Annotated in this window: 13 protein-coding genes; 12 read left to right on the top strand and 1 reads right to left on the bottom strand. The window is 73.7% G+C overall.

Going from position 1 to position 12,216, the window contains the following annotated elements:
• The 9 genes from ACLIYP_RS26230 to mutM all read left to right on the top strand — a co-directional run.
• A partial coding sequence (locus tag ACLIYP_RS26230) for a DAK2 domain-containing protein (RefSeq protein WP_412715583.1) occupies positions 1–1,140 on the top strand: 1,140 nt, incomplete at its 5' end.
• Between the two features lie 66 nt (positions 1,141–1,206).
• Complete coding sequence (gene recG / locus ACLIYP_RS26235; protein WP_412715584.1) at positions 1,207–3,495, top strand: ATP-dependent DNA helicase RecG; 2,289 nt, start codon at positions 1,207–1,209, stop codon at positions 3,493–3,495.
• Positions 3,496–3,666: 171 nt separating this feature from the next.
• Positions 3,667–4,260: a 16S rRNA (guanine(966)-N(2))-methyltransferase RsmD gene (rsmD, locus tag ACLIYP_RS26240; protein WP_412715585.1), complete on the top strand. Its 594-nt coding sequence runs from the start codon at positions 3,667–3,669 to the stop codon at positions 4,258–4,260.
• Between the two features lie 26 nt (positions 4,261–4,286).
• Complete coding sequence (gene coaD, locus ACLIYP_RS26245) at positions 4,287–4,766, top strand: pantetheine-phosphate adenylyltransferase (RefSeq protein ID WP_245770229.1); 480 nt, start codon at positions 4,287–4,289, stop codon at positions 4,764–4,766.
• Between the two features lie 128 nt (positions 4,767–4,894).
• Positions 4,895–6,043 (top strand): cell division initiation protein, encoded by a 1,149-nt coding sequence (locus ACLIYP_RS26250; RefSeq protein ID WP_412715586.1) that lies wholly within the window; start codon positions 4,895–4,897, stop codon positions 6,041–6,043.
• A gap of 172 nt (positions 6,044–6,215) precedes the next feature.
• Entirely contained in the window at positions 6,216–6,875 is a 660-nt protein-coding gene (locus ACLIYP_RS26255) for a YceD family protein (protein ID WP_412715587.1), read from the top strand.
• Between the two features lie 2 nt (positions 6,876–6,877).
• Positions 6,878–7,051, top strand: coding sequence for a 50S ribosomal protein L32 (gene rpmF / locus ACLIYP_RS26260; protein ID WP_031508259.1), 174 nt, complete (start codon positions 6,878–6,880; stop codon positions 7,049–7,051).
• 19 nt (positions 7,052–7,070) lie between these two features.
• On the top strand, positions 7,071–7,871 hold the full coding sequence (gene rnc / locus ACLIYP_RS26265; protein ID WP_412715588.1) for a ribonuclease III: 801 nt from the start codon (positions 7,071–7,073) through the stop codon (positions 7,869–7,871).
• Positions 7,872–7,998: 127 nt separating this feature from the next.
• A complete protein-coding gene (mutM, locus tag ACLIYP_RS26270) occupies positions 7,999–8,859 on the top strand; it encodes a bifunctional DNA-formamidopyrimidine glycosylase/DNA-(apurinic or apyrimidinic site) lyase (protein ID WP_412715589.1) in 861 nt (286 codons plus the stop codon).
• Positions 8,860–8,917: 58 nt separating this feature from the next.
• Here the strand turns inward: mutM and ACLIYP_RS26275 are convergent, their stop codons facing one another.
• Positions 8,918–9,832, bottom strand: coding sequence for a CAP domain-containing protein (locus ACLIYP_RS26275; RefSeq protein WP_412715590.1), 915 nt, complete (start codon positions 9,830–9,832; stop codon positions 8,918–8,920).
• Between the two features lie 173 nt (positions 9,833–10,005).
• Between ACLIYP_RS26275 and ACLIYP_RS26280 the strand changes: the two genes are divergently transcribed.
• The 3 genes from ACLIYP_RS26280 to ACLIYP_RS26290 all read left to right on the top strand — a co-directional run.
• Positions 10,006–10,323, top strand: coding sequence for an acylphosphatase (locus tag ACLIYP_RS26280; protein WP_412715591.1), 318 nt, complete (start codon positions 10,006–10,008; stop codon positions 10,321–10,323).
• A gap of 283 nt (positions 10,324–10,606) precedes the next feature.
• Positions 10,607–10,816 carry a hypothetical protein gene (locus ACLIYP_RS26285; protein WP_093662111.1) on the top strand — a complete coding sequence of 70 codons (210 nt, stop codon included), beginning with the start codon at positions 10,607–10,609 and terminating at the stop codon, positions 10,814–10,816.
• Positions 10,817–10,994: 178 nt separating this feature from the next.
• On the top strand, positions 10,995–12,216 hold a 1,222-nt coding region (locus ACLIYP_RS26290; RefSeq protein ID WP_412715592.1), incomplete at its 3' end, for a chromosome segregation SMC family protein.

Raw genomic sequence — 12,216 nt, forward strand, 5'->3', positions numbered from 1 at the left:
CTCCCGGCCCTCTCCCGGGCGGGCGTGGTGGACGCGGGCGGCTACGGCCTGGTCACCGTGCTGGGCGCACTGGTGGCGGCGCTGTGCGGGGAGCGGCCCGAGGCCCCTGCCGCCGAGTTCTCCGGCCGCACCGGCGCGCCGGGCCCGCACCCGTCCCCGGACCCGTGTGCGGAGCCCGGCGGGGGCTGCGCGGCGCCCGAGGAGCCGGCCGGTCCGTCCTACGAGGTCATCTACCTGCTGGAGGCCGGGGACGAGGCCGTGGCCGCCCTGCGCGCCCGGCTCGACGCCCTGGGCGACTCCCTGGTGGTGGTCGGCGGCGACGGGCTGTGGAACGTCCACGTCCATGTGGACGACGCCGGCGCCGCGGTGGAGGCCGGGATCGAGGCCGGGCGCCCCTTCCGCGTCCGGATCACGCACTTCGGCGCCCGGAGCGGCGACCGGCACACCGGCCGTACGCCCGCACACGCCCCCGACCGCGCCGCCCTCCGCGCCGTGGTCGCGGTGGTGCCCGGCGACGGACTGGCCGAACTGTGCGCCGCGGCGGGTGCCACCACCGTCACCGCACGGCCCGGGGAGCCGCCCGCCAGCGGGGAGCTGGCGCAGGCGCTGCTGCGGACGGGCGCATCCGAGGCCGTCCTGCTGCCCAACGACCCCGAACTGCGGCACACCGCCGCCGCGGCCGCCGAGCAGGCCCGCGCCGAGGGGCTGCGGGTCGCCATCATCCCCACCCGCTCCCCGGTGCAGGGCATCGCGGCACTCGCCGTGCACGAGCCCGGCCGCCGCTTCGACGAGGACGTCGTCGCCATGACCTCCGCGGCCGGGGCCACCAGGTACGGCGAGCTGTGCGTCGCCGAACGGCAGGCATGGACCACCGCCGGGATCTGCCAGGCCGGGGACGTCCTCGGCCTGATCGAGGGGGACGTGGCGCTGATCGGCGCACAGGCGGCGGACGTCGCCGCGGCCGTACTGGACCGGATGCTCTCGGCGGGCGGCGAGCTGGTGACCCTGGTGGTCGGCGCGGGCGCGCCCGAAGACCTGGCCGAGTACCTGGAGGACCATGTGCGCCGCAACCACCTGGCCGTCGACACGCTCGTCTACGAGGGACGGCAGAGCGGCCCGCTGCTGATCGGCGTGGAGTGAGCGGGGCGAGGGCGGTGGGCGGGTGAGCGGGTCGCGCGCCCCGCGCTGTCGGCGGCGTGGTGTGCAATGGGGGACGTGCCCGTGCTGGAAGAGAACACGCGAGACCCCCTGACGGAACCGCTGCGCAAGGTGCTCGGCGGCACCACCGCGAAGGTGATGGCCGAGCACCTCGGCCTGCACACCGTCGGCGACCTGCTGCACCACTACCCGCGGCGGTACGCCGAGCGCGGCGAGCTGACCCGGCTCGCCGACCTGCCGCTGGACGAGCACGTCACCGTCGTGGCCCAGGTCGCCGACTCCCGGGTGCTCACCTTCAACCAGGGCCGCGGCAAGCGCCTGGAGGTCACCCTCACCGACGGCAGCGGCCGCCTCCAACTGGTCTTCTTCGGCAGGGCCGTCCACCACCACCACAAGGAACTGCTGCCCGGCCGCCGGGGGATGTTCGCGGGCAAGGTCGGCGTGTTCAACCGGAAGCTCCAGCTCTCCCACCCCGCCTACGAGCTGCTGGACGCCGGCAGCGGAGCTGAGGCGGTGGACGCCTTCGCGGGCAGGCTCATGCCGATCTACCCGGCGTGCAAGCAGATGGAGTCGTGGAAGATCGCCAAGGCCGTCGCCACCGTCGTGGACTCCCTGCTGGCCACCGGCTGGGCGGGCGTCGCCGACCCGCTGCCCGCCGCCCTGCGCGCCGAACGCGGACTGCCCACGCTGCCCGAGGCGCTGGAGAAGGTCCACCGGCCGCGCACCAAGGCGGACGTGGAGCTGGCGCGGGCCCGGCTGAAGTGGGACGAGGCGTTCGTCCTCCAGGTCGCGCTGGCCCGCCGCCGCCTGGCCGAGGGCCAGCTGCCGGCCGTGGCGCGCAGGCCGCGCGAGGGCGGGCTGCTGGACGCCTTCGACGCCCGGCTGCCGTTCACCCTCACCGACGGCCAGCGGGCCGTCAGCCGGGAGATCTTCGACGACCTGGCCACCGAGCACCCCATGCACCGGCTGCTCCAGGGCGAGGTCGGCTCCGGCAAGACACTGGTGGCGCTGCGCGCCATGCTCGCGGTGGTGGACGCCGGCGGGCAGGCCGCGATGCTCGCCCCCACCGAGGTGCTGGCCCAGCAGCACCACCGCTCGATCACCGAGATGATGGGCGAGCTGGCCGAGGGCGGGATGCTCGGCGGCGCCGAGCACGCCACCAAGGTGGTGCTGCTCACCGGTTCGATGGGGGCCGCCGCCCGCCGCCGGGCGCTGCTGGACCTGGCCACCGGCGAGGCCGGGATCGTCATCGGCACCCATGCCCTGATCGAGGACAAGGTGGGCTTCCACGACCTGGGCCTGGTCGTGGTCGACGAGCAGCACCGCTTCGGCGTCGAGCAGCGCGACGCCCTGCGCTCCAAGGGGAAGCAGCCCCCGCACCTGCTGGTGATGACCGCCACCCCCATCCCCCGCACGGTCGCCATGACGGTCTTCGGCGACCTGGAGACCTCCGTGCTGGACCAGCTCCCGGCCGGGCGCTCGCCCATCGCCAGCCACGTCGTGCCCGCCGCCGAGAAGCCCCACTTCCTCGCCCGCGCCTGGGAGCGGGTGCGCGAGGAGGTGTCGGCCGGGCACCAGGCCTACGTGGTCTGCCCGCGCATCGGCGACGAGGAGGAGCCCGCCGGCGCCCGGCGGAACGGCGCGGGCGGCGCGGGTGACGGGAGCGTCGGGGACGGCACGGGGGGCGGGGACGGCGAGGGCGCCGACGCGGGAGGCGAGCGCCGTCCGCCGCTGGCAGTCCTCGACATCGCCGGGCAGCTCGCCGACGGGCCGCTCAAGGGCCTGCGGGTGGCCGCGCTGCACGGCCGCATGCAGCCGGACGCCAAGGACGAGGTGATGCGCCGCTTCGCCGCGGGAGAGCTGGACGTCCTGGTCGCCACGACCGTCATCGAGGTCGGGGTGAACGTGCCGAACGCCACCGTGATGGTGATCATGGACGCGGACCGCTTCGGCGTCTCCCAGCTCCACCAGTTGCGCGGCCGGGTCGGGCGCGGCAGCGCGCCGGGGCTGTGCCTGCTGGTCAGCGAGGCCCCCGAGGGCAGCCCCGCCCGCGCCAGGCTGGGGGCGGTCGCCGCGACGCTGGACGGCTTCGAGCTGTCCCGCATCGACCTGGAGCAGCGCCGGGAGGGCGATGTGCTGGGCCAGGCGCAGTCCGGCACCCGGTCCTCCCTGCGGATGCTCGCCGTCATCGACGACGAGGAGGTCATCGCGGCCGCCCGGGAGAAGGCGACGGCGATCGTCGCCGCCGACCCCGGGCTGGAGCGCCTGCCCGAGCTGCGCGCGGCGCTGGAGGCACTGCTGGACGCCGAGCGCGAGGAGTACCTGGAGAAGGGCTGACGGGAAGCCGCGGGCCCGCAGCCGTCCGCGGCCCGTCCGCCGCGCGTGGGGGGCCGGGGGCAGGGGCCCGGACGCGCGCCTATCGTGGTGGGGCGGCGGCCCGCCGCGTCCCCGCCCGGGCGACCCGGCCCCGGGCAACCCGGCCCCGAACACCCAGGAGACGGTGAAGCGATGACCCGCGTGATCGCCGGAGCGGCCGGCGGACGACGTCTGGCGGTGCCGCCCGGCCAGGGCACCCGGCCGACCTCCGACCGGGCGCGCGAGGGGCTGTTCTCCACCTGGGAGTCGCTGCTGGGCCCGCTGTCGGGCCTGCGGGTGCTCGACCTGTACGGGGGTTCGGGCGCGGTCGGCCTGGAGGCCCTCTCGCGCGGCGCGGCCCACGTCCTGCTGGTCGAGTCCGACGCCCGGGCCGTGCGCACCATCCGCCAGAACGTCCGCGGCCTCGGCCTGCCCGGCGCCGAGGTGCGCGCCGGCCGGGCGGAGCAGGTGGTGAGCGCGCGGGCCCCCGGGGAGCCGTACGACGTGGTGTTCCTCGACCCGCCGTACGCCGTCGGGGACGGGGAGCTGCGCGAGATCCTTCTCACACTCCGCGCCGGGGGGTGGCTCGCGGGCGGCGCCCTCGCCACCGTGGAACGGAGCACCAGGGGCGGCGAATTCCGCTGGCCCACCGGTTTCGAGGGGCTGCGCTCCCGCCGCTACGGCGAGGGAACGCTCTGGTACGGTCGCGCCGCCGAAGAAGCCGAAGAGGTCACCGACGCGTCATGATCCGTACGGAGAGCGAGGAAACGCCAGTGCGCCGCGCCGTCTGTCCGGGGTCCTTCGACCCCATCACCAACGGACACCTCGACATCATCTCCCGCGCCTCCAGGCTCTACGACGAGGTGTACGTCGCGGTGATGATCAACAAGTCCAAGCAGGGCCTGTTCACCGTCGAGGAGCGCATCGACCTGATCCACCAGGTCACCGCCGAGTACGGCAACGTGCGCGTCGAGGCCTTCCACGGACTGCTGGTGGACTTCTGCAAGCAGCGCGACATCCCGGCCATCGTCAAGGGCCTGCGGGCGGTCAGCGACTTCGACTACGAGCTGCAGATGGCCCAGATGAACAACGGGCTCTCCGGGGTGGAGACGCTGTTCGTGCCCACCAACCCGACCTACAGCTTCCTCTCCTCCAGCCTGGTCAAGGAGGTCGCGGCCTGGGGCGGCGACGTCTCCCACCTGGTGCCGCCGGTGGTGCTCCAGGCCCTGCGCGGGCGCCTGTCCCGCCCCTGACGGCCTCCGGCTCCCCGGGGCGCCCCGACCGGGCCGCGGCCCGGTACCCGGAGCCCGGCAGGACCGCCGCCGGACCGGTTCCCGCATCCGCTGTCGCACCGGCGGCCGCTGCCCGTACAGTCGCTCCCGTGGACGTACAGCAGAAACTCGACGACATCGTCGCGGCGGTCGAAGGCGCCCGCTCCATGCCCATGTCGGCCTCCTGCGTGGTCAACCGCGCGGAGCTGCTGGGGATGCTGGAGGAGGTGCGGCAGGCGCTGCCCGGCTCGCTCGCCCAGGCCCAGGAGCTGATCGGCGACCGGGAGCAGATGATCGCCGAGGCCCGGCAGGAGGCCCAGCGGATCATCGACTCCGCACAGGCCGAGCGCGGCTCGCTGGTCTCCGGCACCGAGATCGCCCGCCGCGCGCAGGAGGAGGCCGACCGCATCCTCACCCAGGCGCGCCAGGAGGCCGAGGGGATCCGGGCCGAGGCCGACGACTACGTCGACAGCAAGCTCGCCAACTTCGAGGTCGTCCTCAGCAAGACCATAGGCTCGGTCGACCGGGGACGGGAGAAGCTGCTGGGCCGGGAGCCGGGCGCCGACCCCTACGGCGAGGAGGGCGGCGAGGACATCCCGGAGCGCTCCGCCGACCCCGCCGAGCTGCGGGAGCGCGCCGACGCCTATGTGGAGGCCCAGTTCCGGGCCTTCGAGGCGGTGCTGACCAAGACCCTGGAGGCGGTCGGACGCGGGCGGCAGAAGCTCACCGGCCACCGGCCCATCGACGAGCTCGGCGCCCATCTGGCGGCCCAGGACGAGCACGGGCAGCAGAGCGACGCCGACTACCTCGCGGACCTCGCCGCCGTCTCCGGCGCGCCGCAGGCGCAGCAGCCCCGGCAGGCGCCGCAGGTCCCCGCGCAGCCGCCGCAGCAGCCGGCCTACGAGCCGCAGCCGCAGCAGCCCCAGCAGGATCCCTACGCCTACCAGCAGGGCGGCTACGGCTATCCCCAGCAGCAGTACGGGCAGCCCCAGCAGGACCCGTACGCCTACCAGCAGCAGCCCCCGCCGCAGCAGCCCGCGTACGAGCCGCAGGCCCAGCAGGGCGGCTACGGCTATCCGCAGCAGCAGTACGGGCAGCCCCAGCAGGACCCGTACGCCTACCAGCAGGGACAGGCCCCCGGACAGCCGCCGTACCAGCCGCAGCAGGCGCAGCAGCCCGCGGCGCTCGACGAGACCAGCTTCTTCGACACCAGCATGATCGACATGGAGCGGCTGCGGCAGTACGAGCAGGGCCGCTAGCCGGGCCGGCGCGCGCCGGCCCGGCACCCCGCCGGGCCGGCGCCCCGCGGGCCCGGCCTCGTCCGGTCGGCCCGGATTGGGTCCGGGGCGGCCGGTCCAGTATCCTGGCCATTCGGTCGTGGTCCGCCCGCGACGTTCGGCTGCCCAGAACGCAGGAAGACGGAGTCAGCCGGTGTCAGACCGTAGAAAGCAGGAAGCCCTGAACGCCCCCCTCGACCCCCGTTCCCCCCTCGTGCTGGACACGCGCGAGCTGGGGCGTCGTCCGGGTGCGCTCAAGGAGTTCTCCCGGACGGTCCCGGCTCCCGCGGACCTCGGCATCGAGGTCATCGGGGTGCCGCAGGGCTCGCCCATGGAGCTCGACCTCCGCCTGGAGTCGGTCATGGAAGGGGTGCTCGTCACGGGCACCGCCCGTGCGCGGCTGAAGGGGGAGTGCGTAAGGTGTCTGGAGCCGCTGGAGCAGGAGTGCGAGGCGGACTTCCAGGAGATGTTCTCCTACCCCGACGCCGACGACCGGAGCCGCTACGCGGACACCGGCGACGACGCCGAGGACGAGGAGACGTTCCGACTCGAGGGCGACCTGCTCGACCTCGAGCCCGTGCTGCGTGACGCGGTGGTGCTGTCACTGCCGCTGCAGCCGGTGTGCCAGGAGGACTGCCCCGGACTCTGCCCCCGCTGCGGGGCGAGGCTCGCGGACGACCCCGGGCACGACCACAACGAGGCCGTCGACATCCGGTGGGCGGCTCTCGAAGGACTCGCCGGCTCCATGCGGGACGGCGAGAAGGACGAAGACAACGAACCCCGCACTGCCGGGGACGATCCACAGGAGAAATAGCCGTGGCTGTTCCGAAGCGGAAGATGTCGCGCAGCAACACGCGCCACCGCCGGTCGCAGTGGAAGGCTGCGGTCCCGACCCTGGTGAAGTGCGAGCGCTGCCAGGAGCCCCGTCAGCAGCACATCGCCTGCCCCAACTGCGGCACCTACAACCGCCGCCAGGTCCTCGAGGTCTGATCGGCTGGTGACGGGCTCCATGTCAGACGCCACTACGCCCGCAGACTCCCCCCGCAACCAAGGGGGTGGAACGGCGCAGAGGGCGGGTCTGGTGGACGCGGCCTCGTCCCACACGCTTCTGGAAGGGCGGCTCGGGTACCAACTCGAGTCCGCCCTTCTGACGCGTGCACTGACGCACCGCAGCTACGCGTACGAGAACGGCGGCCTGCCCACCAACGAGCGCCTGGAGTTCCTGGGGGACTCCGTGCTGGGCCTGGTGGTCACCGACACCCTCTACCGCACCCACCCCGACCTCCCCGAGGGCCAGCTCGCCAAGCTGCGCGCGGCGGTGGTCAACTCCCGTGCGCTGGCCGGGGTCGCCCGAGGTCTCGACCTGGGCGCCTTCATCCGGCTCGGCCGGGGCGAGGAGGGCACCGGCGGCCGGGACAAGGCGTCGATCCTCGCCGACACCCTGGAGGCCGTGATCGGCGCGGTCTACCTCGACCGGGGGCTGGAGGCGGCCAGCGAACTGGTGCACCGGCTCTTCGACCCCCTGATCGAGGAGTCCTCCAACCTCGGCGCCGGGCTGGACTGGAAGACCAGCCTCCAGGAACTGACCGCGGCCGAGGGGCTGGGCGTTCCGGAGTACCTGGTCAGCGAGACCGGCCCCGACCACGAGAAGACCTTCACGGCTGCCGCCCGCGTCGGTGGTGTCGCGTACGGCACCGGCACCGGCCGCAGCAAGAAGGAGGCCGAGCAGCAGGCGGCGGAGGCCGCCTGGCGCGCGATCCGGGCCGCCGCCGAGCAGCGGAGCGGCCAGGCCGCCGAGAAGGTTTCCTGACCGGCTCCGGAGCCTGCCCCGCACCTTCCGCCCACCCGCCCGGAATCCGGGCGGGTGGGCGCGTCGTTCCACCAGTGACCCGTACCGCCCCCGCTGACGCGGGATTCACGTCGACGAGGAGCCGTCGTTGCCAGAGCTGCCCGAGGTCGAGGTCGTCCGGCGCGGACTGGAGCGCTGGGTCGGCGGCCGCACCGTCGCCGCGGCCGAGGTGCTGCACCCCCGCGCCGTCCGCCGCCACCTCGCGGGGGCGGAGGACTTCACCGGCCGGCTGCGCGGAGCGCGCGTCGGAGCCCCCCTGCGCCGCGGCAAGTACCTGTGGCTGCCGTTGGAGGGCACCGGCCAGTGCGTCCTGGCCCACCTCGGCATGAGCGGGCAGCTGCTCGTCCAGCCGCAGGACGCCCCCGACGAGAAGCACCTGCGCGTCCGCGTCCGCTTCGCGGACAGCGAGGGGACCGAACTGCGCTTCGTCGACCAGCGCACCTTCGGCGGGCTGTCGCTGCACGCCACCACGGAGGACGGCCTGCCCGACGTCATAGCCCACATCGCCCGCGACCCGCTGGACCCGGCCTTCGACGAGGCGGCCTTCCACGCCGCCCTGCGCCGCCGCAGCAGCACGCTCAAGCGGGCACTGCTCGACCAGTCCCTGATCAGCGGGGTCGGCAACATCTACGCGGACGAGGCGCTGTGGCGTTCCCGGCTGCACTACGACCGCCCCACCGCCACCCTCACACGTCCGCGCACCGCCGAACTCCTCGGCCACGTCCGCGACGTGATGAACGCGGCCCTCGCCGTCGGCGGCACCAGCTTCGACAGCCTCTACGTCAACGTCAACGGGGAGTCGGGCTACTTCGAACGCTCCCTGGACGCCTACGGCCGAGAGGGTCTGCCCTGTCGTCGCTGCGCCGCCCCGATGCGCCGCAGCCCCTGGATGAACCGCTCCAGCTACTTCTGCCCGCGCTGCCAGCGCCCGCCCCGCCCGGTGCGCTGAGCACCGCCCGCCGCCCAGACGAGGCGGCGGGCGCGCCGGACGCCTGGCGGGAAGCCGCTCAGAAGCCGAAGTTCTGCGTCCACCAGGGGCCGCCCTCGGCGAAGTGCGCGCCCACGCCCAGGGTCCGGTAGTCGCAGTTGAGGATGTTGGCGCGGTGGCCGGGGCTGTCCATCCAGGCGTCCATCACCGCCTGTGCGTCGGCCTGGCCGCGGGCTATGTTCTCGCCGCCGAGGTTGTCGATGCCCGCCGCCTCGGCGCGGTCCCAGGGGGTGTCGCCGTTGGGGCTGTTGTGGGAGAAGAAGCCCCGGGTGGCCATGTCCTGGCTGAACTCACCGGCCAATTGGGCAAGTTCGGGGTCGGCGGTGACCGGTTGGCAGCCGGCCCCGGCCCGTTCCAGGTTGACCAGTCTCAGCACCTCCGCCTCGGCGGCCGTCTCCTCGTCGAGGGAGGGGAGGCCGGGCGCGGTGGGCTTGCGGGAGGAGGCGGAGGGCTCGCCGGGCGTACCGGAGGGCTTGCGGAAGACGTCGCCCGCGCCGGTCTCGCCGGCCGGGGGCGTACTGCCGCGTGACGGGGTCGGATCGGCCGCCTTCTCCGAGGGCGTGGCCTCGGGCTTCTTCGACTCGCGGCCGTGTGAGGGCTCCACGCCGGGGGAGGGGGCGCGGCCGTCGCCGCGGCCGTCCGGGGCCGGTGTCGCCGCGCCCTGGGTCTGCAGGTCCCGCAGATCGTCCGGGGCCACGCCGGAGGGGGAGGCGAACCCGCCGACGGTGTAGTCGCCGCTCGGGCCGGGCAGCAGTCCCGAGGCCACCGCCACGGCGCCCATCGCCATCGCGGCCGAGGCTCCGAGGAGGCCGGTGCGGACGGGGGCCGCGCTCCGCTTGCGGTGCGGGCTGCGGTGGCGTCCTGCCGCCGCGCGGCGGTCGGGGGTGACGGGGGCCGGTGCTGGAACCGGTTCGGCGCGGCGGTGGCGTCCCATCTGCTGCAGTCCTCACGTGATCGGCGTCACTTATGTCACTCGAAAGAGTGAGTCCCGTTGCGGCGTGACTGTACGGCATCCATGAGAGGCGCAGGAGCGAACGGTGGAAACACGGGAGCGGAAGGAGAGGGCGTGGCGCGTGGGGGCGGTGCGCGTCCGGATAGCGTGCGCCCATGGGTACGAGGACGGAGGGCGCCGGCGAAGGCGCGGCCGGGGAGACCGCGCGGATGACGGCCTGGGTGCGCGGGCAGGTGCAGGGAGTCGGTTTCCGCTGGTTCACCCGGGCCAACGCGCTGCGGATCGGCGGTCTGGAGGGTTTTGCGCTCAATCTCGGCGACGGGCGGGTCCAGGTGGTCGCCGAAGGGCCGCGCGACCGCTGCGAACTGCTGCTGGAGTGGCTCCGAACGGGTGACACGCCGGGGCGGGTCGAAGGTGTGACCGAGATCTGGGGTCCGCCGCGCGGGGGCTACGAGGGCTTCGCGATCCGATGATCCAAAGTGGTTGCCTTTCACCGCGTGACGTGCAAGGCTGCGGCCAGCGTCACCCCCGCAGGACCCCGCGAGCCCTCCGGCAGATTGAGTGCCGTCGAGTCAAGGCCGCCGGGGCGCGTGGCGTGATCGTGTTGACCGCCAAAAGTTTTGGTGAGACTCTGGAAGCCCCGCGCACCGCAGCTGTTCTGCCTTGGTAATGAAGGCCGAACGGCAACCGCGGGTGCGAATCCCTCACGACCCACCACCGTTCCGGTCGGTCACTCAGTGTGGAGGACCATCCATCATGGCAAAGGCGCTTCTCGGTTACGTCGGCGGTTCCGACCCCCGAGTCCTCGCCGAGATGCGACGGCTGCAGCAGCGTGTTCAGGACCTGGAATCCGAGCTTGTACGGATCCAGGCGGAGAACGACGCGCTGTCGGCCGCCGCTGCACGGCACGGCGACTCGTTGCTGGAGAGCATCGACGTATCCAAGGCGGAGCCTGCGCTCACCTGACCTCCCGGTCCGGGGAACGCAGCGCCAGGCCGCTGGAGAAAACTGCAAGGGACGCTTCGGCGTCCCTTCGTCATTTCCGCCCGGAGCTGTGGCGCTTACCGTGTGATGTGCCCCACCCGTTCAGCGGTGAAACTCGCTTCGGTCGTGAAACCGACACCTGGGAGTAAAGTCCGGATACGTGCACCTCAAGAGCCTGACCCTGCGCGGGTTCAAGTCCTTCGCCTCGGCCACGACGCTGCGCTTCGAGCCGGGCATCACCTGCGTGGTGGGGCCCAACGGCTCCGGCAAGTCCAACGTCGTGGACGCCCTGTCGTGGGTGATGGGCGAGCAGGGCGCCAAGTCGCTGCGCGGCGGCAAGATGGAGGACGTCATCTTCGCCGGGACGGCGGGCCCTTCGGGCCGCCCCCCGCTCGGCCGCGCCGAGGTCTCCCTGACCATCGACAACTCCGACGGCGCCCTGCCCATCGAGTACGCCGAGGTCACCATCACGCGGATCATGTTCCGCAACGGCGGCAGCGAGTACCAGATCAACGGCGACACCTGCCGGCTGCTGGACATCCAGGAGCTGCTGTCCGACTCCGGTATCGGCCGCGAGATGCACGTCATCGTCGGACAGGGCCAGCTCGACTCCGTCCTGCACGCCGACCCGGCCGGCCGCCGGGCCTTCATCGAGGAGGCCGCCGGCGTCCTCAAGCACCGCAAGCGCAAGGAGAAGGCGCTGCGGAAGCTGGACGCGATGCAGGCCAACCTCGCCCGCGTCCAGGACCTCACCGACGAACTGCGCCGCCAGCTCAAGCCACTGGGACGGCAGGCGGCCGTCGCCCGCCGGGCCGCGGTGATCCAGGCCGACCTGCGCGACGCCCGGCTGCGGCTGCTGGCCGACGACCTGGTGGCCCTGCGCGCGGCGCTGAAGGCCGAACTCGCCGACGAGGCGGCGCTCAAGGAGCGGAAGGAGTCGGTGGAGGCCGGTCTCGGTGAGGCGCTGCGGCGGGAGGCCGCGCTGGAGCAGCAGGTCAGGGAACTGTCCCCGCGATTGGAGCGGGCGCAGCAGACCTGGTACGAGCTGTCGCAGCTCGCCGAGCGGGTGCGCGGCACCGTGAGCCTGGCCGACGCCCGGGTCCGCAGTGCGTCCGCCGAGCCCGTCGAGGAGCGCCCGGGGCGCGATCCGGAGGACATGGAGCGCGAGGCGGCCCGGGTCCGGGAGCAGGAGGCGGAGCTGAGGGCCGCGCTGGAGGCGGCGAGCCGGGCGCTGGAGGACACCGTCGCACACCGCGCGGAGCTGGAGCGCGCCCTGGCCGACGAGGAGCGGCGGCTGAAGGACGCCGCCCGCGCCATCGCCGACCGCCGCGAGGGGCTGGCCCGGCTGCACGGCCAGGTCACCGCCGCCCGCGGCCGGGCCG

It is taken from the genome of Streptomyces nanhaiensis (assembly GCF_046614825.1).
GTDB classification, from domain to species: Bacteria; Actinomycetota; Actinomycetes; order Streptomycetales; family Streptomycetaceae; genus Streptomyces; species Streptomyces radiopugnans.

Coding starts and splice junctions, on each gene's coding strand:
- ACLIYP_RS26285 (WP_093662111.1), top strand. CDS start 10,607: ATGGCAAAGGCGCTTCTCGGTTACGTCGGCGGTTCCGACCCCCGAGTC.
- ACLIYP_RS26280 (WP_412715591.1), top strand. CDS start 10,006: ATGGGTACGAGGACGGAGGGCGCCGGCGAAGGCGCGGCCGGGGAGACC.
- rnc (WP_412715588.1), top strand. CDS start 7,071: ATGTCAGACGCCACTACGCCCGCAGACTCCCCCCGCAACCAAGGGGGT.
- ACLIYP_RS26275 (WP_412715590.1), bottom strand. CDS start 9,832: ATGGGACGCCACCGCCGCGCCGAACCGGTTCCAGCACCGGCCCCCGTC.
- recG (WP_412715584.1), top strand. CDS start 1,207: ATGGGGGACGTGCCCGTGCTGGAAGAGAACACGCGAGACCCCCTGACG.
- rsmD (WP_412715585.1), top strand. CDS start 3,667: ATGACCCGCGTGATCGCCGGAGCGGCCGGCGGACGACGTCTGGCGGTG.